This window comes from Plantactinospora sp. CA-294935 (assembly GCF_050936445.1).
GTDB lineage: Bacteria > Actinomycetota > Actinomycetes > Mycobacteriales > Micromonosporaceae > Plantactinospora.
Genome location: NZ_JBNJMU010000001.1, coordinates 6308316 through 6333108, shown reverse-complemented (window position 1 = coordinate 6333108; position 24793 = coordinate 6308316). Strand labels below are relative to the sequence as shown.

Below are 24793 nucleotides of genomic sequence, written 5' to 3'. Positions count from 1 at the left end.
GGACCGGAGGTCGGTATCGGGAGGTCAACTGTCGTTCGCATAGCATCTGGCGAACACGCACCCGGACAGGAGGAACCCGTCGTGATGCACTCGGCGACGTACCTGCTCGAGTGCCTGTTCCGGGCCGGGATGCGCGATGTCGTCACAGTGGAGCCGGCGACGGGTGGGGTCGCGGCGCTCGCGGGCGTAGCCACCCGCCGGGACGCGCCGTCGGTGTTCGTCAAGGCCTTCACCGACGCGCCTGCCGACGACGTCTTCGTCGCGGAGGCCGAAGGGCTGGCCGCCCTACGCGAACTCGGCGGCGTGGCGACCCCCGAGGTGATCCTGGCGGACCGAGAACTGCTTGTGTTGTCGGTACTGCGGCCGAGGCCGCGCAGTGAGACCTTCTGGGAGCAGTTCGCGCACGCGCTCGCCCGCCTGCACCTGAGCACGACCCATCCTCGCTTCGGATGGCACCGCGACAACTGGCTGGGCCGCCGCCGGCAGGTCAACACGTGGGATGACGACGGCTTCGCGTTCTTCGCACAGCATCGGCTGCTTCGGTGGCTCGGGCAGCCCCGCGTCGAGGCGGCACTCGACCCCGGAGACCGGGCGGCACTGGAGCGGCTGTGTCACCGGCTGCCCGACCTGCTGCCGGACCGGCCGGCATGCCTGACGCACGGCGATCTGTGGGCGCAGAACCTGCTGGCCACCCCGGACGGCCGGCCCGCGCTGATCGACCCGGCCGTGTCCTACATGTGGGCCGAGGTCGACCTCGCCCATGTGTGGTCCACCTCGCCCCCGCCCGAGGCGCAACGGTTCTTCGAGGTCTATGCCGAGCTGACCTCCCTTGATGGCGACTGGCGGGCCCGCATGCCGATCGTCCAGCTACGCCAGCACCTCGCCGTGCTGGCCCAGTTCGACGACGACTGGGGCGCGGGCGACCAGATCCGTGCCACCCTTGCCCCGTTCCGGCCGCGAACCTGACCGGAGGGTCCGACCGTCGATCGCGGCCGCGGCCTTCAGCCGAGCTGTTCGGCCAGTCCGACGATGATGCCCTCCGGGCCGCGGACGTAGCAGAGCCGATAGCTGTCCTCGTACTGCGCCAGCTCGCCGACGAGTTCCGCGCCGTGGGTGCGCAGGCGGGCAACGACGTCCTCGATGTCGTCGACGGCGAACATGATGCGCCGTACGCCCAGGGCGACCGGCGAAACCGGGCGGCACCGGCCTGGCCGGACTGGCTGTTCACCCGGATGACGGCCCGCCTGCCGTTGTTCACCGGACACGCACGAGCCCGCACCGTTTCGGCGCGGGCTCGTGCGATGAACCTTTTTCCACCTCCCTGCGCGGTCCGTGCGGGGTCGGAGGCGGTGTGTGAGCGCCGCTCGGTTCAGGTTGAACAAGGTGCGATGTCAGCCGGCGTGGTCCCACGGCCAATCGTCGGTCGGGTCGTCGGGGTCGTCGGGGTCCCGGGCGACGACCGTGCTGGTCCCCTTCTCGACGAGACAGGAAGCGGGTGCCTCGCAACCTTCCGTGGCCTGCACGGAGGCGGCGACGGTGAGCGGCAGGAAGGCGCCTGTCACCAGTACCGGAACAAGCAGTCGGAGCCTGAGTCGCATGGGGTGATCCTCTCTTGAAGGGTCGCATTTCGCGGGCGTCGAAGGTTGCCTTCTGGCGCCCATCACGAGGCTGCCAGCCGGCTCGGCGTTGGTAGAGGCATCCAGGGTCGTCGACCGGCATTCACCGGCCACCATGTCGCGTCAGGCTGGGGCAGCCGCTGCGGTGGCAGCAGCGGAGGCAGCCACGCCGGCGAACAGTACGGCGGCGAGGACGGGGCGCAGCGCCTTGGTGAGCTGTGGCATCAGAGGTAACCCTTCGGGAGATGTCCCCGACGTGACTTGGACTTGACTTGAGTTAACTGCGTGATGACTACGGTATGCACGACCGTCACGTCGAGGCAAGGCCCTGTCACCAACTTTCACGCCGCCGGGACGCCGACCGGCCGCAATAAATCGCTCCCCATCCATACGGTTGACTGGAGTCAGGGAGCCGTTACAGTAGTAACGTAACTCCAGTTGATGAGGTGGGTGCGAGGGTGGATCGACGGACGGAGTTCGGGCGGCGGCTACGGACGCTGCGGGAGTCGAAGGGCCTCACGCAGCGCGAGTTGGCCGGCGACTTCGTCACGCCGGGCTACGTCTCCCGGCTCGAGGCGGGACGGCGCCGAGCCACTCCGGATGTGCTCCGCAACCTGGCCGCCGCGCTCGACATGAGCGTGAGCGATCTGCTCGGCGAACCGCCGTCCGACGCCGGAACTCCGTCCCCGGACACGTCCCTTCTCCAGGAGGTGCTGAACCCGCACCCGGAGGACGCCGAGGACTACGCGGCCGCCTCGGCGGCCCTCGCCGTCACCTGGCGAGCGGCCCGGGCGGCCGGCGACTTCCACCTCGCCGCCGCGTCCGGGATGCGCCGACAGCGCATCCTCGCCGCACTGGACGACGGGACGGCCCGGATCGAGTTGCTGGACGAGCTGGCCGCCCTGCCCCAGATCGACCGGCACCCGTGGCTGCACACCATGGTCGAGGCGGAGCGGGCGGCCGAACTGCTCGCCTGCGGCGATCTCGGTCGCGCGCGCGAGCTGGCCACCGCCGCCGCGGAGCGGGTCGGCGACACGATGCTGGCGCACACCGCCACTCACGTCGAGGTGCTCGCCGTGCTCATCGCCATCCTCGTCGAACAGTTGGAGACCGAGCCGGCGCGAACGGCGATCGACAGGTTGCTCCTGGTCGCCCAAGCCACCGGCCGCTCCGCGGTGATCGGCCGAGCCCACGAGGCCGCCGCGCTGGCACTCGCCCGGATGGGTTCCCCGGAGCAGGCCCGCGACCACCTGGACCGCGCCCACCGCACGCCGATGCCGCCCACGCTCCCGCTGCACGAGTGGGTACGGCTGTGCCGGACCTCCACCTCGGTCCTGCTCGACACCGGCGGCGATCTCGCCGACGTCGGCAACTGGCTACAGAACGCCGAGACCGCCGCACGCCTGCTCGCTCTGCCCGTGGAGCGGCGTCGGGTGCTCCTGCTGCGGGCCCGGTACGAACTGGCGGCCGGGCTCAGCGCGCGCTGCCTGCGCACCACCGACCTCATCCTGAGCGACCCCGGCGGACTGGCGCATCTGGACAAGGTGCGCACCCGCGTCACCCGGGCCCGGGCACTCGCCCTGGCCGGACAGCGCGCCGAGGCCGTCCGGGACCTGCGCGAACTCGCGCTCCTCGCCGAGGAGCTGCACTCCTACCGGATGGCGGTGCAGATCTGGCGGGACATCGATCACTTGCGCGCGCCGGACGAGCCGGCCCGCCGACCGGAGGGAGAACCCTGATGACCGTACGCACGATCAGCCACGTGGAGCTGATGACCGAGGACGCGGACGCCGCGCTCGGCTACTTCGTCTCGGCCTTCGGGTTCACCCCGGTGGCCCGGACCGAGCGGCCGGACCGGACCTCGACCCTGCTGCGCGGCGGGCTGAACGTCGTGGTCACGGCGCCGCGCGGCGCCGGTCCGGTCCGCGACTACCTGGACGGGCACGGTGACGGCATCGCCGACATCGCGTTCACCTGTGACGACCCCGCCGATGTCATGCGGCGCGCGATCGCCGCCGGAGCGCGGGCATTCCCGGCCGGGACGTTGGGCGCGCCGGCGGTCGAGGGCTTCGGCGCGGTCCGCCACACCCTGCTGCCCACCTCCGTCACCGATCCCGGCTGGCTGCCGGGCGCCGGATGGCACCGGCTCGGCCCGGTCCCGCCGGTCGGCGCCGATCTGGGCCTGGACCACGTCGCCGTGTGCCTGACCGCCGGCACCCTGCGCGACACCGTCGCGCACTACGAGCGCGCGTTCGGGTTCGAGTGGTTCTCCGGCGAGTACATCGAGGTCGGCGCGCAGGCGATGGACTCGATCGTGGTCCGTACCGGCGACGGCGCGACGTTCACCATGATCGAGCCTGACCCCACCCACGAGCCCGGCCAAATCGACGACTTCCTGCGCGGCAACAACGGGCCGGGCGTGCAGCACCTCGCCTTCACGGTGTCGGACATCGTCGCGGCGGTGCGCGAGCTGTCGTCCCGCGGAGTGGGCTTCGCGCGGACGCCGGGCTCTTACTACGACACCCTGCAGGCCCGGGTCGGGCACCTCGACGAGCAGCTCGGCGACCTGCGCGAGACCAGCGTGCTGGCCGACCGCGACGAGTGGGGATACCTGCTGCAGATCTTCACCCGCCCACCGCACTCGCGGCCGACGCTGTTCTACGAGCTGATCCAGCGGCACGACGCCCGCGGCTTCGGCTCGAACAACATCCGAGCGCTGTACGAGGCGGTCGAGCGGCTACGCGCCGAGTCGCTCACCGGATCGGGCCGGGCCTGACATGACGTACCTGGGAATGGCCGCCCTGGCCGCCCGGGCGCAGCCGCTGTTCGCCCCGTCGGCCTGGGACTTCGTCACCGGCGGATCGGGTGACGAGCGCACCCTGGCGGCGAACCGGACGGCGTTCGAGGCGATCCGGCTGCGTCCCCGGATGCTGCGCGGGATCGCCGCCGCCGACCCGGCGGTCCTGGTGTTCGGCCGGCGCTGGTCCGCGCCGGTGGGGGTCGCGCCGATGGCCTACCACGGTCTGGCTCATCCGGCCGGGGAGCCGGCGACGGTGGCCGGGGCCGGGGCGGCCGGGCTGCCGGTGATCGCCCCGATGCTCTCCGGGCACCCGCTCGAGGACCTGGCCGCGGCGGCCCTGAGTCCACTGTGGCTTCAGCTCTATCCGCTGCGGGACCGGTCCGTCACCGCCGACCTGCTGGCGCGCGCGGAAACGGCCGGCGTCGAGGCGATCGTGCTCACCGTGGACGCGCCGCGGCTGGGCGACCGCCGCCGGGACCGGCGGTCCGGCTTCCGGCTGCCGCCCGGCCTGGCCCCGGCCAACCTGGCCCCGTACCGGGTGGCGGCGGACCCGTCCGACCCGGCGGCGCACACCGCGGCGGCCTTCGAGCCGGCGATCGGCCCGGAGTACGTGACCTGGCTGGTGTCGCGCACCCGACTGCCGGTCGTGGTGAAGGGCGTGCTGCGCGGCGACGACGCGACCCGGGCGGTGGCGGCCGGCGCGGCCGGTGTCCTGGTGTCCAACCACGGCGGGCGGCAACTGGACGGGGCGATCGCGGCGGTGGACGCCGTCGCCGACGTCGCGGCGGCGGTGGACGTACCCGTCTTCGTTGACGGCGGCGTCCGCGGCGGCGCCGACGTCCTGGCCGCGCTGGCCCGGGGCGCGACCGCGACCTTCGTCGGTCGACCGGTCCTGCACGCGCTCGCCGTGGGCGGCGCGTCCGGGGTGGAGCAGGCACTGGTCGGGCTCACCCAGGAGTACGCCGACGCCCTGCTGCTCGCCGGCTGCCGGAACAGCGACGACGTCGACCAGTCCCTGCTCGCCGACGGATCCGGCGGCGCGGCGGCGGCCCGGGCGGTGCCCGAGGGACGCGTCGCCCGCCACCGCAGCGGCCCGGACGACCTGGATGCCGGCCTCCTGCACCGCAGCGGCCCGGACGACCTGGATGCCGGCCTCCTGCACCGCAGCGGCCCGGACGACCTGGATGCCGGCCTCCTGCACCGCAGCGGCCCGGACGACCTGGATGCCGGCCTCCTGCACCGCAGCGGCCCGGACGACCTGGATGCCGGCCTCCTGCACCGCAGCGGCCCGGACGACCTGGATGCCGGCCTCCTGCACGGCAGCGTCACCGACCCGCTGCTCGACACGATGACCTTCCTCAACGAGGTGACCGAACGGTTCCCGGACGCGGTCTCGTTCGCGCCCGGGCGCCCGTACGACGCCGAGTTCTCCCTCGACGACGTACTGGCCGACGTTCGCGAGTACGTCGCTCACCGGGCCGCCGGCGACGACCCGGGTGCGGCGGAGCGGAGTCTGCTGCAGTACGGCCCGACCAGCGGGCTCGTCGGCGACCTGATCGCCCGGCTGCTGGCGTCGTCCGAGGACGTCCACGTGCCCCCGGAGTCCATCGTGGTCAGCGTCGGCGCGCAGGAGGCGCTGCTGCTCGCGCTGCGGACGCTGTTCGCCTCGCGGGACGACGTGCTGGTGGTGCCAGGCTCCTGCTACGTCGGCGTCTCCGGGGCGGCGCGGCTGCTCGACCTGACCGTCCGGCCGGTTCGCGAGACCGCGGACGGGATCGACCTCGGCGAGCTCGACCGGGTGGTCCACGGCGAGCGGACGGCCGGACGCCGGGTACGGGCCTGCTACGTCGTCCCGGACGCCGCCAACCCGTCCGGCGCCACGCTGAGCCGGGCGGACCGGGTCGCCCTGCTGTCCGCGGCCCGACGGCACGACTTCCTGATCCTCGAGGACAGCCCGTACCGGGTGTTCACCGGGCCGGACCCGATGCCGTCGCTGAAGTCGCTCGACACCGGCCGACGCGTGGTGCAGATCGGCTCGTTCGCCAAGACCGCCTATCCCGGGCTGCGGGTCGGTTATCTGGTCGCCGACCAGACCGTGCGCCACCCGGACGGGCGCCGCACGATGCTCGCCGCCGAGATCGCCAAGGTCCGCAGCATGGTCACCTGCAACGCCCCCGGCCTGACCCAGGCGGCGCTCGGCGGGTTCCTGCTGCGGCACGACTTCCGCCTCGACAAGGCGACCGCGACCACCGCCGCGCACTACCGGCAGACCCTGGACGAGGTACTCCGGACGCTGGACGAGTGCTTCCCGGCCGGCGAGCGCGAGCGGCTCGGCGTCGGGTGGAACGTCCCCGACGGGGGTTTCTTCCTGCGGCTGCGCGTCCCGTTCCGGGCGGACGAGGCGGCGCTGCGGCGCAGCGCCACGGAGTACGGGGTGATCTGGACCCCGATGGCGTTCTTCGCCCTGGACGGCGGCGGCCGCGACGAGATCCGACTGTCGTGCTCCGCGCTGGACCCGGCCCGGGCCCGCGACGGGATCCAGCGGCTCGCCCGGATGATCCGGGACCATCACCAGAGCTGACGCGCCCGCCGCCGCCCCGGTTCACGGAACGGCGGCGGGCCACCGCGTCAGGACTTGACCAGACCCGCCGCGCGCTCCGGGTCGGTCTCCCCGACGCCGTACGACGGGCAGAGCGCGGCGAGCGGGCAGGCGCCGCAGGCGGGCTTGCGGGAATGGCAGATCCGCCGGCCGTGCGCGGTCGCCCGGTCGGCCAGCGGCGCCCAGTCCCGGCGCGGGAACAGCGGGGCGACCTCCGTCTCCACGTCGGCCGGATCCCAGGCGTCGGTCCATCCCCACCTCGCGGACAGCCGGCCCACGTGGGTGTCCACGGTGAGCGCGGGTCGCCCGTACGCGTTGGCCAGCACCATGTTCGCCGTCTTGCGGCCGACCCACGGGATGGCGACCAGGGCGTCCAGGGTCCGGGGCACCCGACCCCGGTGCGCGGACACCAGCCGCCGGGCGACCTTCTGCACGGCCTCGGTCTTGAGCCGGTAGTAGCCGACCGGGCGCAGCATCTCCTCGAGGCCGGCCGGGTCGGCTTCGGCCAGCGCTGCCGCGTCCGGGTACGCCGCGAACAGTTCCGGCGTCACCGAGTTGACCCGTTCGTCCGTGGTCTGCGCGGCCAGCACCCCGGCCACCAGTAGCTGGAACGGGTCGTCCCAGCGAAGCTGCAGACGGGCGCCGGGGTGCCGCTCGGCGAGGACCCGGTGGATCTGCCGGGCCCGCCGGACCAGACCCAGGCGGGTCTCCCCCGGCCGGGCGGTGAAGTGCTTCGACGGCCCGCCCTCACGTTCCGGCCGGACCAGGACTCCGCTGGTCATGCCTCCTCCTCGCGCCACTCGTCGGCGTCATGACCCTTGAGTCTGGGCTGGCTGATGCCCTCGCCCCGCTCGGTCATACCGGCACCTCCGCGGCCACCTCGGCCTGCCAGGCGGACAGGGAACGGCGCAGCGCGGCCGGGTCCGGACCGTGCCGCAGCACCCCGGTGGTGACCGTCAGCATGGCCCGTCCCGGTCGGAGCAACCCGCACGGCCCGACGACCTCGTCCGGATCACGGTCGGCCCGCCCGAGCCCGGGCACCTCGACCACCGCGTCGCGCAGCCGGCCCAGCAGGTCGGTGGACTCGGGGGCGCGGGCGCCGACCACCGCCGCGGCCGGGCCGGCGTCGCCGTACCCGTCGTTGGCCGCGACCACCGCGTCGGCCAGATGCTGGGCGACGGTCCGCCCGTCCGGCAACACCGCGGTCTGCGCCTCGGTCGCGCCGTGGTTGGAGGTGCGTACCAGGACGAACACCGCCGTGCCGGTGCGGTGCGCGTGGCGCAGCAGCGGCGCCAGGGTGCCGAACCCCATGAACGCGGCAGCGCTCACCGCGTCCGCCCGCAGCACGCTGTCCGGTCCCAGAAAGGTCGCGGCCAGGTCCGCCATGGTGTCGTCGGCGTCGCCGCGCTTGGCGTCGGCCAGGACCAGCATGCCGCGGTCGTGAGCGGCGTCGGTGAACTCGCGCAGCAGTTCCAGACCGGCGGGACCGAGTCGCTCGAAGAACGGGGTCTGTACCTTCACAGCGCCGATCCGGTCGCCCGCCGCGTCGAGCACGATCCGGCAGTAGGCGCGGGCGCCGGTCAGGTCCGGGGACAGATCCCAGGCCCGCAGCCACTTGTGTGACGGCGCCACACCGAGGCAGAGCGGGCCGCGGTGGGCGGCGAGGCGGGCCCAGCGATGGACGAACGGCGTTGTCACGGGCAGGCTCCTTCCGGGGCGGGTACGAACAGCGGGACGAGTTCGGCCAGGCCGGTCACCACCGGCGGGCCCGGTTGGGCGCCGGTGGCCGCCCGGTCCAGCCAGTAGCCGGTCAACCCGGCGGCGGTGGCCGCCCGGGCGTCGTGGTCGAGGTGGTCGCCGACGTACGCGGCCTCGGCGGGCGCTACGCCCAGTGCCGCGCAGCCGGCCCGGAAGATGCCCGGATCGGGCTTGCCGACGCCGCCCGCGTCGTCCACGCACACCATCGCCTGGAGCCGGCCGCGCAGGCCGACGAGGCGCAGCCGGCGGTCCTGGTTGGCGTGGCCGCTGTTGCTGACCGCGCCGACCCGGATACCGCCGGCGCGCAGGGCGTCGAGCGCCGGTCCGGCATCCGGGAACGCGCGCAACGCCCGCTCGCAGTGCCGCAGGTACCCGGCGAACCAGGCGTCGGCCGCGTCCGGTCCGGCGGCGAGCGGAAGACCCAGGTCGGCGCAGACCGCGCGGGCGCGGCGGCGGCGCTGCTCCGGGAAGGTCAGGTCGCCCGCGGTGAACCGGGCGAAGAAATGTGCGCCCCAGAACCGCCAGCGTTCCCGCGCCACGGCGGTTTCCGCCGGGCCGAGATCGGGCCGCAGGTCGGCGAGATGCCGGCCGAAGCCCTCCGAGTCCGCGCCGCGGAAGTCGAGGAGGGTGTCGTCCACGTCGAACAGGACCGCGCGCATCTACGGCTCCCTGCCCGCCGCCACGGCCCGGATCAGCCGGGCGGTGAGTTCGGCGCCCGGGCCGGACACGACGTCGTAGTGGTCTGCGCCCACCCGGGAGACGTGCAGGGATTCGGAGAGCGCGCGCCACCGGTCCAGGTCGGGCCGGTGGTCACCGGCCACCACCAGGTGCACGGGGCCGGGGTGGGGACGCGGCCGGAAGGCGCGCAGGGCGCGGTCGTTGCCGGCGAAGGTTGCCCACCGCTCGACGAGCACGTCCGCGGTGAGCCCGGTGTCCGGCAGGTCGCGCAGCACCCCCGCCAGCACCTCGTCGACCGGCCGGTCGTCCGCGTCCGGCGGCAGCACCGGCGGCTCGGCCCCGAGCAGGCGGGCGAGGTCGTACACGAAGGACTGCAGGGTCGAGTACGGGCCGTCCGGTGCGCCCAGCTCGTCCGGCAGGCCGGAGTCGATCGCGACCACCGGCAGCGTGGTCCCGGTGCGCTCGCGCATCCGGCGGGCCAGTTCCAGCGCGACCACACCGCCCATCGACCAGCCGGCGAGCACTCCCGGCGCGTCCGGGCCGAAGGCGATCAGCTCGGCGAGGTACCGGTCGGCCATCCCGCCGACGTCCGGAACCGGGCCGGGCGCGCTGGCCAGGGCGTGCACCGGATGCCCGGCGAGCTGCGTGGTGAGTTCGCGATAGCCGAAGACCGAGCCGCCGACCGGGTGCACCAGCACGATCGGCGCACCCGTACCCTCCCGCCGCAGGGTCACCAGGCTGGTACGGCTATCCGACCGGTCCGAGACGGATCGGAGCCGGGCGGCCAGCTCGGCCACGGTGGGATTCTCGAACAGCGCGGCGGGCGGCAGGTCGTAGCCGATCTCGCGGGCCCCGGTGGTCACCCGGATCGCCAACAGCGAGTTGCCGCCGAGGTCGAAGAAGTCGTCGTGCACGCCCACGGTCTCCCGGCCGAGCGCGGCCGCCCAGATCCGGGCCAGTTTCTCCTCGGTGGCGTCGCGCGGTGGCCGGCTCGCCACGACCGCCCGCTCGGGTGCGGCGGCGGCCCGGCGGCGCAGGGCCGCCCGGTCGACCTTGCCGTTCCCGGTGACCGGGAACGCCGGCACCGGAATCAGCCGGTCCGGGATCATCGGCCCGGGCAGCCGGCCACGGCAGTGCGCGCGGACGTCGTCCGGGTCGGCGTCGCCGAGCAGGAAGCCGGCCAGGTAGTGGGTGCCGCCGCGGGGCACGGCGACGACCGCGGCACCGGTAACGCCGGGGCAGCCGGCCAGAACCGCCTCCACCTCGCCCGGCTCGACCCGGTACCCGCGGATCTTGATCTGGTCGTCAGCGCGGCCGATGTACTCCACCGTGCCGTCGTCGTGTTGCCGGCCCAGGTCGCCGGTGCGGTACAGCCGGGCGCCGGCCGGGCCGTACGGGTCCGGGACGAACCGGTCCGCGGTCAGGCCGGGCCGGCCGTGATAGCCGCGGGCAAGCTGCACGCCGCCGAGATACAGCTCGCCCGCCGCGCCGGGCGGGACCGGGCGCATTCGGGCATCCAGCACGTACATAGTGGTGTTGGCGATCGGCCGTCCGATCCGGACGGTGCTGGCATCCGTCGGGATCGGGTGGCACGTCACCGCGATCGCCGCCTCGGACGGCCCGTACGAGTTGAGCAGCGGCACGCCGAGCCGGCTGTGGCAGCGCCGGACGAGTTCCCGCGGGAGCGCCTCGGCGCCGACCACCACGGTCCGCAGCGTCGCGCAGCCGCTGAGGTCGGCCTGGTCGAGCAGTGCGCGCAGCACCGACGGCACGATGTCCACCACGGTCACCCGGTGCGTGGCCATGGTGTCCAGCAGCCCGCTCGGATCGGCGCCGTCCGGGGCCGGGACGACGGTGGCGCCGCTGGCCAGCGCGAGGAAGACCTCCTCCAGCGCGAGGTCGAACCCGCCGGCCGCCTGGTGCAGGATCCGGTCGCCGGGACCCAGTCGGATCAGGCCGGCCGCGGTGCGGATCTCGTTGCTGAACCCGGCGTGGGTGTTGACGACGGACTTGGGGACGCCGGTCGAGCCGGAGGTCGAGATGAGGTACGCCGCCGACTGCGGGTGCAGCGCGACGTCGAGCGGGGTGTCCGGGACGTCCGGGCCGGTCTCGGTGTCCGCGGCCGTGCTGAGCGTGAGCAGGGCGCCGGCGTCGGCGATCTGTCCGGCCCGGCGCTCCGCCGGGGCGAACGGGTCGAGGGCGAGCACCGCGGCGCCGGATTTCAGCACGGCGAGCAGCGCCACGACCCGTTCCGGCCCGCGGGGCAGGGCGACCCCGACGCAGGTGCCGGGTCCGGCGCCGCGGGAGGCGAGGGCCCGGGCCAGGCGGTTGGCCCGGCGGTCCAGGCCACCGTAGGTCAGGGCGCCGCCGGTCCCGCACACGGCGACCCCGTCCGGGTCGGCGGCGGCCCGCGCCTCGACCAGGGCATGCACCCGGAACTCCGGCTCGTGGCCGGCCGCCGTGTCGTTCCAGGCGTACAGGACCCGCTCCCGCTCGGCCGGGTCGAGCAGGTCGGCGTCCGCCACCGGACGGTCCGGGTCGGCCAGGGCGGCGAGGGCGCGCCGGTACGCCGCCGCGAACCGGGCCACCGCGTCCCGCCCGAACCGGGTGCCGTCCCAACTCCAGATCGCGGTGCAGGTGCCACCCTGGTCGACGATGTTGAGGGCCAGGTCGAACGGCTCGTGCGCGACGTCGACGTCCACGGTGGACGCGGGGTGGCCGGCGAACGTCTCCCGGGCCGGCTCGGTGCGGAACGTGCTGAACGAGGCGTGGAACGGCAGCCGACCGGCCGGGCGCCCGTCGCGCAGCGCGTCGGTCAGGTGGTCGAACGGGAGGTCCTGGTGGCCGAGCGCGGTCAGCGACTCGCGCCGGGCGGCGAGCACGAGGTCGCGCACGCTGGCGCCGGGGTCGACGCGCAGCCGGACGATCACGTTGTTGCTGAAGAAGCCGATCAGCCCGGCCACGGCGGGGTCGGTGCGGCCCGCCGTCGGCATCCCGACCAGCAGGTCGTCGCTGCCGCTGAAACGGTGCAGGACCAGGGTGTACGCGGCGAGCATCGGGGCGAGCAAGGTGCTGCGGGTCTCGGCGGCGAGCGCCCGGGCCGGCTCGACGAGCGTGGCGGGCAGGGGGCCGTCGACGAGGATGTCGCCCGAGCCGCGACCGTTCGCGCGTGGCCGCCCGGTGGGCAGGTCCAGCCGGGCGGGGGCGTCGCGCAACGCGTCGGCCCGGTCGTTGGCCACCGCGCGCAGTCGCTCCGGCGGCCACGCCCGGCGCTCGGCCACGGCGACGTCGCGGTACTGCCGGCCGGGCGGCGGCGGGTCGTAGGGGCGCCCGGCCGCGAGCGCGGCGTAGCAGTCGCTGAGTTCGGTCCGGGCGATCTCGAACGACCACGCGTCGGCGGCGACGTGGTGGGTGGCGAAGGACAGCACGGTACGGTCGCCGGGCAGCCGGATCAGCCGACCCCGGGTCATCGGGCCGCTGCTCAGGTCGTACCCGCGGCTGAAGTCGTCGCGCAGCACCTCCTGGACGCGCGCCTCGGCCTCGGCCTCCGGAACGTCGCGCAGGTCGTCGACGCGCAGCGTCGGGTCCTCGTCGGTGACGATCTGCCGGACGGTTCCGTCACGCTCGGCGAAGCGGGTGCGCAGCACCTCGTGCCGGGCGCGCAGCCGGCGCATCGCCTCGGCCACGAGGTCCGGGTCGAGCGGCGCCTCGACCCGGAGCGCGATCCCGGTGGCGTACAGGACAGCGTCGGGATACAGCCGGTCGTGTACCCACAGACGTTCCTGGGCGAACGACAGCGGTGCCTCGGCCGGGGTGGGTGTGAGCGCGGCCGGGCCGGGGCGCGGGGCGACGGCGGGGGAACCGCCGCCCCGCAGCCGCCGGGTGAGCAACGCCTGCTGGGCCGGGGTGAGCCGGGCCGGGCTGCCGGCGACCGTCATGACAGCCTCCGTAGCTGCTCGTCGGCCTCGTCGTCGCCGAGCGCCAGGATCTGGGCCACCAGCAGCTCCTCGACCAGGGCGGCCTGCTCGGTGACGGTCTGCCGCTCGAACAGGCCGTTGAAGGCCACCTCGACGCCGAATTCGGACCCCAGCGCGAACGCGAGCCGGGCCAGGGTCAGCGAGTGGCCGCCCAGGTCGAAGAAGTTCGCTGTCGCCGGCACCGTGTCCAGGCCGAGCAGCTCGCCCCAGATCCGGGCGACGACCTCCTCGGTGGGGCCTTGCGGCCGGTCCCCCGGGTCACCGGTCACCGGGCCGGGTTCGGGCAGGGCGGCCCGGTCGACCTTGCCGGTCGGGGTGAGCGGGAACGCGTCGAGCGTCACGAACAGCGACGGGACCATGTAGTCGGGCAGTCGTTCACGCAGCGTCGCGCGCAGCGCGGCGGGGGCGGGCACGTCGCCGGTCAGGTGCCCGATCAGCCGGGCGTCGCCGCTGGCGTCCCGGCCCGCGGTGACCACCGCACCGGTGACGCCCGGGCACGTGGTCAGGGCCGCCTCCACCTCCGCGGCCTCGATCCGGAAGCCGCGGACCTTGATCTGGTGGTCGTCGCGGCCGAGGAACCGCAGCCGCCCGTCCGGTCCGACCCGGACGATGTCGCCGGTGCGGTACATCCGGCTGCCCGGCGGTCCGTACGGGTCGGGCACGAACTGAGCCGCGGTCCGGGCCGGCAGCCGCGGGTAGCCGTGCGCGAGCGCGGGGCCGCCGATCACCAGCTCCCCCGGCGCGCCGGGCGGCACCGGCCGCAGTCGGGCGTCCAGCACGTACATGGTGTGGCTGGTCAGCGGCCAGCCGATCGGGGTGTTCGCGGCGTCCCCGCCGAGCCGGTGCAACGACGCGAAGATGGTCGCCTCGGTCGGACCGTACGAGTTGTACGCCTCGGCGACGTGCTCGCTCAGCCAGGCCGCGACGGTGGCCGGCATCGCCTCGCCGCCGCAGAGCGCCTGGATGCCGGGGTCGGGCCGCCAGTCGAGCTGCGCCAGCAGGCGCCACAGCGACGGCGTGGCGTGCACGGTGCTGGGCCGCCACGCGTCGATCAGGGCGGCCAGCGCGCCGGGCTCGGTCGCCTGCGCGGCGTCGGCGACGTAGACGTGACCGCCCGCGGTGAGCGGCAGCAGCAGTTCGAGCTGGGCGACGTCGAACGCGACGGTGCTGACCGCCACGAACCGGGTGTGCCGGCCGAACCGCAGCTCCTCGCGGAGCGCGCGGAACACCCGGGACAGGGCGGCGTGCGGTACCGCGACAGCCTTGGGCCGACCGGTCGACCCGGACGTGTAGATCAGGTACGCGGGCCGCTCGGGTGGGCACGGCACCGGATCCGGGACGGCGTCCGGGCGTTCCGCGTCCACCTCGACCACCGGGATCCCGTCCGCCAGCCCGGCCGGCGCGCCGTCGGTGACCAGCGCCCGGGCGCCGCAGTCGTCCAGCACGTAGCGCAGCCGGTCGGTCGGGTGCGCGGGGTCGAGCGGCACCCAGGCGGCGCCGGTACGGGCCACGGCGAGCAGCACCGCGGGCAGCTCGGCCCGCCGGCCGACCAGCACGCCGACCCGGTCGCCGGACCGCACGCCGAGGCTCTGCAGGTGGGCGGCGAGGCGGTCGGCGTACCCGGTGAGCCACGCGTGGTCGCGCTCACCGGACGCATCGGACACCGCCGGGCCGGGGCCGGCCGACCACACCGCCGCGCACAGGTCGGTGCCGGCGTCTTGCGCGCAGACGCCGGCCCTGCCGTGGCGCAGCAGGTCGTCGTGCTCGACCGGGGTCAGCACGGGCAGGTCGGCGACCAGGCCGGCCGGAGCGGCCACCGCGGCGGCGACCAGGCCGGAGAAGCGCCCGGCCAGCGCGGCCACCGTGCCGGCGTCGAAGAGTTCGTCGTCGTAGGCCCACACCGCGGCGATCCCTCCGTCGGCCGTACCGGTCAGGTCCAGGGCGAGGTCGTACTGCGCGACGCCGCCGGGCAGGTCGTACGGGGTGACGGCGGCCGGGCCCAGCGATTCCAGGGCGGGCTCGGCGGGCCGGTACGAGAAGGTGGTCTGGAACAGCGGTGTCACGCCGGTACCGCGCGCCGGCGCGACCGCTTCGACGAGGCGCTCGAACGGCACCTCGGCCTCGAAGGCGGCGAGTACCCGACGGTGCTCGGCGGCGATCAGCTCGGACACCGTCCCGGCGGCGCCGATGTCGCCGCGCACCACCAGCATGTTGAGGAAGCACCCGATCAGCCGGTCGATCTCGGGCCGGCCGCGCCCGGCGGCCGGGATGCCGATCACCACGTCGCCGGTCCCGGCGTGCCGGCCGAGCAGCACCCGGTACAGGGCGAGCAGCAGGGTGAACGGGCTGACCTTCGCGGCCCGGGCGGCGGCGTGCACCCGCGCGGCCAGGCCGGGCGGCAGTGTGCTGCGGTGGAAGGCGCCCAGGCCGGTGCGGGTGGCCGGGCGGGGCCGGTCGTGCGGCAGTTCCAGGCTGTCCGGAGCGCCCTCCAGCACCCGCCGGGCCGCTTCGACCCGCGCCGGCAGGCGGTCGCCGCGCGCCTGGGCGTGCTGCCACAGGGCGTAGTCGGCGTACTGGACCGGCAGCTCGGGCAGGTCGGCCGGGCGGTTCGCCAGCCCGGCCGCGTACGCCTCGCGGACCTCGTCGAAGAGCAGGCCGACCGACCACGAGTCGGAGGCGATGTGGTGGACGGTGAGCACCAGCACGGCGTCGTGCGGGCCGCGCGGGATGAGGCGCACCCGCAGGGGCAGGTCGGTCTCCAGGTCGTAGCGGTACTCGGCGGCCGTTGCCGGGTCCAGGTCCGGGTCCACCGCGAAGTCCACGGCCGCGCTGGCCGCCACGATCTGCACCGGCCCGTCGGCGCCCGGCCGGTACCGCGTCCGGAGCACCTCGTGCCGGTCGACGACGGACTGGAAGGCGTCCCGGAGCCGGTCCGCGTCGACCGGGCCGCTCAGCCGCACGGCCAGCGGGACGCAGAACTGCTCCGGCCGGGTGGCCATCCGGTCGGCCAGCCAGAGACGCTGCTGCGCGAAGGACAACGGCGCCGGGGCCGCCGGGTCACGGCGCGGTACCGGGCGGGCCTGCCGGGCGAGCAGGCGTTCGGCGAGGAGCCGGCGTCGGTCGCCGGTCAGCGTCGGTGCGGACATGGGGTCTCCTGCGGTCGGTGGGCTCAGGCGTCGGCCCAGACGGTGCGGGCGGTGCCGCCGAGGGCGCGGGCGAGGGACTCGGCGCGGGCGCCAAAGGCTTTGCGGGTACGGGCCGCGACCGTGCCGAAACCCTGCAGCGACAGGGTCACCGCGGCACGGCTCTGCTCGTGCCTCCAGACCCCGCAGATGCGCCCACGGTCGAGCAGCACCGCGGAGATCCAGCCCTGCGGCCGGTAGATCTCCTCCTTGCGCTCCGGCGGCAGGAGCGCCTCGTGGTACCGGGGGCAGGCGGCCACCACGTACGGGTCGAAGCCGGGGAGCAGTCGGGCGTGCGGTCCGCGGGGCAGCGCGGCGGTCATCAGCTCCGCCAGGTCGGCGGTGCGGACGAAGCCGCGATGCCCTGCCACGTCGACCGGGGTGAGTTCGTCGCCGAGCGCGGCCATCGCCCGTCCGGCCTCGGCCGGCTGGCAGCCCCACCAGCGGGCGAAGTCCTCCCGGGCCACCGGCCCGTACGCGGCCACGAACCGGCGGACCACCTCCGCCAGAGCGGCGTCGGGGGCGATCGAGTCCCACTCGGCGTCCACCCAGTCCCGGGGGTTGACGAAGGTGACGTTGCGCCCGCGTCCGCTGCCGAAGCACAGGTCGCCGCGGTACGCGGACGGCTTGAACAGGTCACCCCATCCGGAGCGCAGCCGCTCGGCCATCTCGGGTCGGCCGATCCGGTCGGACACCGCGACGGCCAGTTCCTCGCGGGTCAGCTCGGTGCCGGACAGCACCTCCGGGATCGCCGCCTGGATCGCCTCCAGCTCGTCCCGGGTGACGCCCTGGTAGCGCAGCCACGACGGGGTCAGGTGCCCGCGGCGCATCCGGCCGGCTGCGGTCCACAGTGGCATCTCCGCGGCCGGCAGCAGGTGCAGGGTGCCGCGCATGGCCCAGGTCTTCACCAGCGCACGGTCGGTCACCGCGGCGGCCACGTCACCCGGTCGGAGCTTGTCCGACCGGACCGTGACCGCGAGTTCGGCGCAGGAGGCGATCTGCGCGTGCAGGCCGCACAGCCGGGACGCGACGCCGGTGACGGTGTGTCCCGCGTCGCCGGGCTCCCCGGCGAGCAGGTGCCGCCCGAGGCGGAAGGCGAGCACCTGCTCCCAGGTGACCGCGGCAGCGGGTTCGGCCCCGGTCATGCCGCCTGGTTCGCGGTCATGAACCGGCGCAGGCTCGCCGGCCGCATATCGGTCCACACCCGATCGATGTGGTCCAGGCATTCCTGGCGGGTGCCGGTGAAGCCGGCGTCGAACCATCCCGCCGGTAGCGTCCGGTCGCTCCACCAGACGGAGTACTGCTCCTCCTCGTTGCGGACGACGGTGAACTGCTCGTCGTTCTCCGGGGCCGTCATGTCGTCTCCCTTCGTCGGTCCTGGGATGTTAACTAGAGTTAATTCTCGCGGCTCCATTGTCAACCCCAGTAAGCATAACTACAGTCAAGTCCCTAGACGGCCGCCGTCTCGCGTGGCCCGTACCCCGGAGGAAGAGCCGTGACCCACTCTTTTCCACCGCGCATCGTGGATCTCGTCGTCCGCCAGGTTCAGGCCCAGCCGGACGCCACTGCGGTCAGCGCCGGCGACCACTCGCTCACCTACCGCGACCTGGACCGGGCGTCCGACGCCGTCGCGTCCCGGCTGACCGCGGCCGGCACCCGTGCCGACGACGTCGTCGCGGTGCTCGCCGACCGCTCCCCCGACCTGATCGTCGCGCTGCTCGGCATCCTCAAGGCCGGCGCGGGATATCTCGTGGCCGACCCGTCCGCGCCGGCCGAGCGGCTGGGCTGGATCCTCGGCGACGCCGCACCGGCCGCGATCCTGACCGGGCCCGGGCACACGCCGCCCGGCGACCCGGCGGTGCCGGTACTGCCCCTGACCGGCCCCGCCGCCCGGCCCGCCGTCCCGGTGCCGATCGCGCCCGGCACGCTGGCGTATGTCAGCTACACCTCCGGATCCACCGGCCGCCCCAAGGGCGTCGCCGTGCCGCACGACGCGGTCGTCCGGCTGGTGCACGACACCCGCTGGGCGAGCTTCGGACCGGACGACGTGTTCCTGCAGGCGTCCCCCGTCGCGTTCGACGCGTCCACCCTGGAGATCTGGGCGCCGCTGACCACCGGCGGGCGGCTCGCCCTGCATCCGCCCGGCCCGGTCACCGCGGCGAGCATCGCCGCGACGGTCGCGGCCGAGGGTGTCACGGTGCTGTGGCTCACCGCCGGGATCTTCCATCAGCTCGCCCGCACCTCCCCCGGCGCCCTGCGCGGCGTCCGGCACCTGCTGGCCGGCGGAGACGTGGTCGCGCCACGGCAGATCGCCCAGGTCCTGGACGCGGTGCCCGGGCTCACCTTCACCAACGGGTACGGCCCGACCGAGAACACCACCTTCACCACCTGCTGGACCAGCACGACTGCCCCGGCCGCCGGGACCACCCCGATCGGGCGCCCGATCGACGGGACCGGCGTACGGGTCCTGGACGACGAGCTGCGCCCGGTGCCGCCCGGCACCGAGGGACGGCTGTGGGCCACCGGCCGTGGCCTGGCCCGCGGCTACCTGGGCCGCCCCGGCCTCACCGCCGAGAAGTTCCGGCCCGACCCGTGGGGCGCACCCGGTGACCGGATGTACGACACCGGCGACCGGGTCCGCGTCGGCTCCGACGGCGCGATCGAGTACCTCGGCCGGGCCGACCAACAGGTCAAGATCCGTGGCTTCCGGGTCGAGCCGGGCGAGATCGAGCAGACCCTGCGCCGTCGCCCGGAGGTGGCCGACGCGGCCGTGGTCACCCAGACCGACCCGCTGACCGGGACCCGGCTGGTCGGGTACGTCGTACTGGCCGGCGCCGCCGGGCCGGAGACCGCCGCCGCCATCCGCCGCGACCTGCGCACCGAGCTGCCCGAGTACATGATCCCGGCCGCCGTGCTCCCGCTGGACCGGATGCCGCTCACCGCCAACGGCAAGGTGGACCGCTCCCGGCTGCCCGCCGCGGACCGGGCGCCCCGCACCGTGCAGGGCGACTACCACCCGCCGTCCACGGCCACCGAGGCCGAGCTCGCCGAGGTGTGGGGCCGCACCCTCCAGGTCGAGCCCATCGGCGTGGACGACGACTTCTTCGAGCTCGGCGGGCACTCGCTGCTCGCCGCCGAACTGGTCGGCGAACTGCACCGCCGGTTCGCGGTCCGGGTCCCGGCCCGCACGCTGTACCGCGACGCGACCATCCGCCGGCTCGCGGCGGTCGTCGACGAACTCCGGGACACCCTGGCGGTGGCGGCATGACCACGACCGCCGTACCCGCCACCGGCCGCTGCCCGTTCGGCTTCGGCACCGCCGCGAGCCTCGATCTGATCGACCCCGGCCTGTACGCCCACCGGGACCCGCACCCGATCTGGCAGGGCCTGCGCGAGCACGATCCGGTGCACTGGCAGCAGGCCGGCCCGGAACTCGGCTTCTGGTCGGTGACCCGGTACGCCGACGTCGACCACGTGCTGCGCCGGCACGATCTGTTCACCTCCGAGGAGGGATCGTTGCTGACCCTGCTCGGACGCGGCGATCCCGCCGGTGGCCGGCAGATCGCGGTAACCGACCCGCCCCGGCACTCCCAGATGCGCGACCGGCTGCAGCGCGCCATGACCAAGCGGTCACTGGAGACCCACGACGGCATGATCCGGGCGGAGATCCGGCAGTTGCTCGGCGCGATCACCGACAACACCCCGGTCGACGTGGCCGCCTTGCTCACCGACCTGCCGATGGCCGTGACCGGCACGCTGATGGGTGTGCCGCGCGCCGACTGGCCCCGGCTGACCCGGCTCACCACGATGGCCATCGCGCCGGACGATCCCGAGTACGCGCTGCCCGGCGGACCCGGCGAAACCCTGCGGGAGGCGCACCGGGAACTGTTCGCGTACTTCCAGGACCTGCTGCACGATCGCCGCCGGGCCCCGGGCGAGGACCTGATCAGCCGGCTCATCGCCACCGAGGTGGACGGTCGGCCACTCGGGTCGAGCGAGATCGTGTCCAACTGCTACAGCCTGATCCTCGGCGCCAACACCACCACCCCGCACGTCCCGGTCGGCGCGCTCGTCGAACTCGACCGTAGCGGCGGCTATCGGGACTGGGCCCGCCGCCCGGAGCTGCTCGCGTCCGGCATCGAGGAAGCCCTGCGCTGGGTCTCCCCGGCCAACCACTTCATGCGGCACGCCACCCGGGACACCGAGATCGCCGGGGTGCGGATCGGGGCCGGCGAGCCGGTGGTGGCCTGGCTCGGATCGGCCAACCGGGACGAGCGCGTCTTCGACCGGCCGCACCGGTTCGACGTGCGCCGCAAACCCAACCGGCACATCGCGTTCGGCGCCGGGCCGCACTACTGCATCGGGCACACCGTTGCCCGGGCCACCCTGCGAGTGCTGTTCGCCGAACTGTTCGACCGGATCGAGTCGTACGAGGTGGCGGGCGAGCCGCAGCGGCTGGTCTCCAACTTCATCGCCGGGTACAAGCACCTCACCATCACCGCCCGGCTGCGGGGGGTGGTGTCGTGACAGGCAAGTGGCTCACCCGGGCGCCCCTGTCCGAGTCCGCGGCACTGCTGTTCTGCCTGCCCTACAGCGGGTGCGGCGCCAGCATGTACCGGTCCTGGCCCCGTTTCGTCGGCGGGATCGAGCTGTGCCCGGTGCAGCTACCCGGCCGGGAGAACCGGATGCGGGAGCCCGTTCCGGAGACGTACGAGGAGCTGGCCGGGGCGGTGGCCGCCGCGCTGCGGCCGGAGCTGGACCGCCCGTACGGGTTCTTCGGGCACTGCGGGTCGGCACTGCTCGCATACCAGACCGCGGTGGAGCTGCAGCGCACCGGCGCGCGGCGCCCCGCCCACGTCTTCGTGTCATCCCAGGTCGCGCCGGACGAGGGTCCGTACGGCCGGTTCCTCGGCATGGACCGGGACGCGCTGCGCACCGAGGTCGTCGAGCTGATGCGGCGCACCGGTGGCACGCCGGTGCCCGACCTGGTCGAGCTCTGCCTGGACGTGCTCACCACCGACGTGGCGGTGAACCGGCGCTACCGGCCGGCCACCCGGACCGTGCTGGACGCTCCGCTGACCACGATCGCCTGGACCGGCGACGCCGAGGTCGAGCCGTGGCGCACGGAGGGCTGGGAGCGCTACGGCACCCCGTCCCGCCGGGTCGTGCTCGACGGCGGCCACCACGCCTTCCTCGACGCCCCGGCGCCGTTGCTCGACCTGTTCGTCACCGGCCTCGTCGCCGGCTCGGAGTTGGAGAACGCCGGCCTCGTCGCCGGCTCGGAGAGGGAGACCATCGGATGACCACCACTCAACTTCCCCGGCCCGCCCTGGCCGTCCCGGAGCACGCCGAGCCGCCGGCCGACGGCACCACCCTGGTGCACCGCCTCATCGAGGCGCGGGCCAAGCGCACCCCGCACGCGCTGGCCGCCAGCGCCGGCCGCGAGCGGCTGACCTACCGCGACCTCAACGCCCGGGCCAACCGGCTGGCCCGCACCCTGCGCGCCGCCGGTGTACGTACCGAGCAGCCGGTCGCCCTGCTGATGGAGCGCTCGCTGGAGATGCTGGTCGGCTTCCTGGCCGTACTGAAGTCCGGCGGCGCCGCGGTCCTGCTCGACCCCGGGCATCCCGACCAGCGGCTGCGCACCGTGGCCGCGGCGACCCGGCCGAGGCTGGTGCTCACCCTGGAGTACCTGCGCCGCCGGCTGCCCGAGTTGCCCGCCGTGCTGCTCGACACCGACCGGCCGGAGATCGACCGGCAGGCGCCCGACGACCTCAACGTGCCGGTGCACCTGGACAACCTCGCGTACCTGGTGCACACCTCGGGGTCGACCGGCGAGCCCAAGCGGGTGGGCGTGCTGCACCGCTCGGTCGCGCACAGCATCGCCACCCACCAGGCCGGGCACCGGATCACCGCCGACGACCGGGCCGCGTGGATCTCTCCGCCCGGCTCCTCGGCCATGGTCGGCGAGATCTGGCCGTACCTGGCCGCCGGCGCCAGCGTGCACGCCGCGCCCGCCGGCATCGTCGCCGACGTCGAGGACCTGCGGGACTGGCTGCTGCGGTACGCCGTCACCAAGGCGTTCCTGCCGATGCCGCTGGCAGAGCTGATGGTCAACCTGGACTGGCCGGCCGACACCGATCTGCGGCTGGTCACCATCGGCAGTGACACCGTGCGCCGCTGGGCGTCCGCCGCGCTGCCGTTCGAGGTGGCCGTCTCGTGCGGCTCGGCCGAGGCGAACGGGGTCACCAGCAGCCTGGTCCCGTGGGACGGCCGGCTCACCAACCGCACCGCCACCGCCGCCGACCGGGCCGGGCTGCCCCCGGTCGGGCGACCCTGGCCGGACGTGCGCCTGCACCTGCTGGACGCCGCGCTGCGCGCCGTCCCGGCCGGTGCGATCGGCGAGATCTGCGTCGACAGCCCGGAGCTGGCCCGCGGCTACCTCGGCGCGGCCGGCCTGACCGCGGACCGGTTCGTGCCCAACCCGTACGGGCGGCCCGGCACCCGGCTGTACCGCACCGGCGACCTCGGCCGGATGCGCCCGGACGGGCATCTGGAGCACCACGGCCGCACCGACCGGGACATCAAGATCCGCGGGTTCCGGGTGTCGCCGGCCGAGATCGAGGCGGAGCTGCTGAAGCTGCCCGGGATCCGGGACGCCGCGGTGGTCGCGGTCGAGGGCGGGACCGAGGGCACCGACCGGCGGCTCGTCGGGTACGTCGTCGCGGATCCCCGCCCGGACGCGGCCCGGATCGTCGCGTACCTCGCCGAGCGGCTCCCTGCCTACCTGGTCCCGGCGGCCGTGACCTTCCTGGACCGGATGCCCCTGACCCCGAACGGCAAGGTGGACCGCACCGCCCTGCCCTCACCCGACTGGGTGTCGATGGCCCGCTGCGGTGAGCACCGGGAACCGCGGGACGAGCTCGAGGCCGGGATCGCGGGCGCCTTCGGCGAGGTGCTCGGCCGCACCGGCGTGGGCGCCGAGGACAACTTCTTCCACCTCGGCGGGGACTCGCTGACCGGAGCGCGGCTGGCCCAGCGCCTGCGGGCGCTGCTCGGCAAGCGGGTGCCGCTGCGCGTGATCTTCCAGAACCCCACCCCGGCCACCCTGGCCGGGCGCCTGCGCGCCTGACACCATGCTCTACGAGATGATGCCCGGAACGCCGGGCTCCGTGATCGACCGGCTGGTCGGCCGGCTCCGGGCCTGCCCGGACGTCGCCGCCTGGGCCGTCGGCCTGGCCGGCCGCACCTTCGTCGTGGTCAGCGGCGACGAGTCGCGGGTGCCCGCGCTCGACGCGGCCACCGCCGAGGTGGTGCTCGCCGAGCACAGCACCACCGACCGCGGGTACTGGCTCGTCGGCCGGGAGAGCCGGGTGGCGCCCGACCAGGTGCGGATCGGCCGGGCCGTGGTCGGCGACGGCGACGTGTGGTGCGCCGCCGGGCCGTGCGCCCTGGAGTCGGTGCCGGACACCCTGGAGACGGCGCACGTGCTGCGCGCCCAGGGCGCCCGGGCGCTGCGGATGGGACTGTTCAAACCCCGCTCGAGCCCGTACCACTTCCAGGGGAAGGGGCGCGGCGGGCTGGCCGACCTGGCGGCGATCCGGGCCGAGGTGGGCCTGCCGGTGGTGACCGAGGTGCTGGACCCGCGGGACGTGCAGGCCGTCGCCGAGGTGGCCGACTGCCTGCAGGTGGACACTCGCAACATGTCCAACCGGGCGCTGCTGGCCGAACTGGGCACGATCGACCGGCCGGTGCTGCTCATGCGCGGGCTGCGCTCGTCGGTGTCGGACTGGCTGCGCGCCGCCGAGTTCGTGTTCAGCCGCGGCAACCGGGCGATCGTGCTGTGCGCCCGCGGGGTGGCGACCTTCGACGACTCGCTGGCCTTCCAGCCCGACTTCGGCGCCATCCTGGCCGTCCGGCAGCGGTGCGACCTGCCGGTCGTCTTCGACCCCAGCCACAGCACCGGACGCCGGCACGCGATCGCGCCGGCCGCGCTGGCCGCCTTCGCGTTCGGCGCCGACGGCATCCTGCTGGAGTCGTTCCTGCGCCCGGAGCGGCTCTACCGCCCGGGCGACGGCGACCAGATGTACCCGCCGGGGCGGGTGGCCGAGCTGCTGGAGGCGTGCCGCCAGGTGCGGGCGGTCTTCGACCGGGTCGACGTCTGACGCGGAAAAGAGGGGGCG

Annotated in this window: 18 protein-coding genes and 1 pseudogene; 10 read left to right on the top strand and 9 right to left on the bottom strand. The window is 74.6% G+C overall.

Features of this window, described 5'->3' with window-relative positions; translation table 11 throughout:
• Positions 1–84: 84 nt before the first annotated feature.
• A complete protein-coding gene (locus tag ACQEVC_RS27905) occupies positions 85–966 on the top strand; it encodes a fructosamine kinase family protein (protein WP_432891725.1) in 882 nt (293 codons plus the stop codon).
• A gap of 35 nt (positions 967–1001) precedes the next feature.
• On the opposite strand, the gene ACQEVC_RS27900 is transcribed toward ACQEVC_RS27905, so the two are convergent.
• A complete protein-coding gene (locus tag ACQEVC_RS27900; RefSeq protein WP_432883135.1) occupies positions 1002–1265 on the bottom strand; it encodes a VOC family protein in 264 nt (87 codons plus the stop codon).
• 126 nt (positions 1266–1391) lie between these two features.
• Complete coding sequence (locus tag ACQEVC_RS27895) at positions 1392–1598, bottom strand: hypothetical protein (protein ID WP_432883133.1); 207 nt, start codon at positions 1596–1598, stop codon at positions 1392–1394.
• Between the two features lie 476 nt (positions 1599–2074).
• On the opposite strand from ACQEVC_RS27895, the gene ACQEVC_RS27890 reads away from it, so the two are divergent.
• The 4 genes and pseudogenes from ACQEVC_RS27890 to ACQEVC_RS27875 all read left to right on the top strand — a co-directional run bounded on the left by ACQEVC_RS27890 (position 2075) and on the right by ACQEVC_RS27875 (position 6997).
• Positions 2075–3355, top strand: a complete 1281-nt coding sequence (locus ACQEVC_RS27890; RefSeq protein WP_432883131.1) for a helix-turn-helix domain-containing protein — start codon at positions 2075–2077, stop codon at positions 3353–3355.
• On the top strand, positions 3355–4392 hold the full coding sequence (gene hppD, locus ACQEVC_RS27885; protein ID WP_432883129.1) for a 4-hydroxyphenylpyruvate dioxygenase: 1038 nt from the start codon (positions 3355–3357) through the stop codon (positions 4390–4392). Before ACQEVC_RS27890 ends, hppD begins: the two co-directional genes overlap by 1 nt.
• 1 nt (position 4393) lies before the next feature.
• Positions 4394–5413: pseudogene (locus tag ACQEVC_RS27880) on the top strand (alpha-hydroxy acid oxidase); the annotation flags it as partial.
• Between the two features lie 351 nt (positions 5414–5764).
• Entirely contained in the window at positions 5765–6997 is a 1233-nt protein-coding gene (locus tag ACQEVC_RS27875; RefSeq protein ID WP_432891722.1) for a PLP-dependent aminotransferase family protein, read from the top strand.
• A 47-nt stretch (positions 6998–7044) separates the two neighbouring features.
• Here the strand turns inward: ACQEVC_RS27875 and nth are convergent, their stop codons facing one another.
• The 7 genes from nth to ACQEVC_RS27840 form a co-directional block, all read right to left on the bottom strand.
• On the bottom strand, positions 7045–7797 hold the full coding sequence (nth, locus tag ACQEVC_RS27870) for an endonuclease III (protein ID WP_432883126.1): 753 nt from the start codon (positions 7795–7797) through the stop codon (positions 7045–7047).
• A 73-nt stretch (positions 7798–7870) separates the two neighbouring features.
• Positions 7871–8713 carry an orotidine-5'-phosphate decarboxylase gene (gene pyrF / locus ACQEVC_RS27865; protein ID WP_432883124.1) on the bottom strand — a complete coding sequence of 281 codons (843 nt, stop codon included), beginning with the start codon at positions 8711–8713 and terminating at the stop codon, positions 7871–7873.
• Positions 8710–9432: an HAD family hydrolase gene (locus ACQEVC_RS27860; RefSeq protein WP_432883121.1), complete on the bottom strand. Its 723-nt coding sequence runs from the start codon at positions 9430–9432 to the stop codon at positions 8710–8712. Before ACQEVC_RS27860 ends, pyrF begins: the two co-directional genes overlap by 4 nt.
• Positions 9433–13389: a non-ribosomal peptide synthetase gene (locus tag ACQEVC_RS27855; RefSeq protein ID WP_432883119.1), complete on the bottom strand. Its 3957-nt coding sequence runs from the start codon at positions 13387–13389 to the stop codon at positions 9433–9435.
• Positions 13386–16574 carry an amino acid adenylation domain-containing protein gene (locus tag ACQEVC_RS27850; RefSeq protein ID WP_432883117.1) on the bottom strand — a complete coding sequence of 1063 codons (3189 nt, stop codon included), beginning with the start codon at positions 16572–16574 and terminating at the stop codon, positions 13386–13388. The genes ACQEVC_RS27855 and ACQEVC_RS27850 overlap by 4 nt, the downstream gene beginning before the upstream one ends.
• A gap of 23 nt (positions 16575–16597) precedes the next feature.
• On the bottom strand, positions 16598–17755 hold the full coding sequence (locus tag ACQEVC_RS27845; protein ID WP_432883116.1) for a winged helix DNA-binding domain-containing protein: 1158 nt from the start codon (positions 17753–17755) through the stop codon (positions 16598–16600).
• Positions 17752–17967, bottom strand: a complete 216-nt coding sequence (locus ACQEVC_RS27840; protein ID WP_203855656.1) for an MbtH family protein — start codon at positions 17965–17967, stop codon at positions 17752–17754. Before ACQEVC_RS27840 ends, ACQEVC_RS27845 begins: the two co-directional genes overlap by 4 nt.
• Before the next feature lie 138 nt (positions 17968–18105).
• On the opposite strand from ACQEVC_RS27840, the gene ACQEVC_RS27835 reads away from it, so the two are divergent.
• From ACQEVC_RS27835 to ACQEVC_RS27815, 5 genes are read left to right on the top strand one after another with little or no spacing between them, the layout of a single operon-like run.
• The gene (locus ACQEVC_RS27835; RefSeq protein WP_432883113.1) at positions 18106–19878 is read left to right on the top strand and encodes an amino acid adenylation domain-containing protein; all 1773 of its coding nucleotides are present in this window, start codon (positions 18106–18108) and stop codon (positions 19876–19878) included.
• The gene (locus ACQEVC_RS27830; RefSeq protein ID WP_432883110.1) at positions 19875–21137 is read left to right on the top strand and encodes a cytochrome P450; all 1263 of its coding nucleotides are present in this window, start codon (positions 19875–19877) and stop codon (positions 21135–21137) included. Before ACQEVC_RS27835 ends, ACQEVC_RS27830 begins: the two co-directional genes overlap by 4 nt.
• A complete protein-coding gene (locus ACQEVC_RS27825) occupies positions 21134–21913 on the top strand; it encodes a thioesterase II family protein (RefSeq protein WP_432883107.1) in 780 nt (259 codons plus the stop codon). Before ACQEVC_RS27830 ends, ACQEVC_RS27825 begins: the two co-directional genes overlap by 4 nt.
• Positions 21910–23742, top strand: coding sequence for a non-ribosomal peptide synthetase (locus tag ACQEVC_RS27820; protein ID WP_432883105.1), 1833 nt, complete (start codon positions 21910–21912; stop codon positions 23740–23742). The genes ACQEVC_RS27825 and ACQEVC_RS27820 overlap by 4 nt, the downstream gene beginning before the upstream one ends.
• Positions 23743–23758: 16 nt before the next feature.
• On the top strand, positions 23759–24775 hold the full coding sequence (locus ACQEVC_RS27815) for a hypothetical protein (RefSeq protein WP_432883103.1): 1017 nt from the start codon (positions 23759–23761) through the stop codon (positions 24773–24775).
• Positions 24776–24793: the final 18 nt, after the last annotated feature.

Coding starts and splice junctions, on each gene's coding strand:
- ACQEVC_RS27820 (WP_432883105.1), top strand. CDS start 21,910: ATGACCACCACTCAACTTCCCCGGCCCGCCCTGGCCGTCCCGGAGCAC.
- ACQEVC_RS27850 (WP_432883117.1), bottom strand. CDS start 16,574: ATGTCCGCACCGACGCTGACCGGCGACCGACGCCGGCTCCTCGCCGAA.
- ACQEVC_RS27855 (WP_432883119.1), bottom strand. CDS start 13,389: ATGACGGTCGCCGGCAGCCCGGCCCGGCTCACCCCGGCCCAGCAGGCG.
- nth (WP_432883126.1), bottom strand. CDS start 7,797: ATGACCAGCGGAGTCCTGGTCCGGCCGGAACGTGAGGGCGGGCCGTCG.
- ACQEVC_RS27895 (WP_432883133.1), bottom strand. CDS start 1,598: ATGCGACTCAGGCTCCGACTGCTTGTTCCGGTACTGGTGACAGGCGCC.
- ACQEVC_RS27860 (WP_432883121.1), bottom strand. CDS start 9,432: ATGCGCGCGGTCCTGTTCGACGTGGACGACACCCTCCTCGACTTCCGC.
- ACQEVC_RS27875 (WP_432891722.1), top strand. CDS start 5,765: ATGACCTTCCTCAACGAGGTGACCGAACGGTTCCCGGACGCGGTCTCG.
- ACQEVC_RS27845 (WP_432883116.1), bottom strand. CDS start 17,755: ATGACCGGGGCCGAACCCGCTGCCGCGGTCACCTGGGAGCAGGTGCTC.
- ACQEVC_RS27905 (WP_432891725.1), top strand. CDS start 85: ATGCACTCGGCGACGTACCTGCTCGAGTGCCTGTTCCGGGCCGGGATG.
- ACQEVC_RS27830 (WP_432883110.1), top strand. CDS start 19,875: ATGACCACGACCGCCGTACCCGCCACCGGCCGCTGCCCGTTCGGCTTC.
- ACQEVC_RS27840 (WP_203855656.1), bottom strand. CDS start 17,967: ATGACGGCCCCGGAGAACGACGAGCAGTTCACCGTCGTCCGCAACGAG.
- ACQEVC_RS27815 (WP_432883103.1), top strand. CDS start 23,759: ATGATGCCCGGAACGCCGGGCTCCGTGATCGACCGGCTGGTCGGCCGG.
- hppD (WP_432883129.1), top strand. CDS start 3,355: ATGACCGTACGCACGATCAGCCACGTGGAGCTGATGACCGAGGACGCG.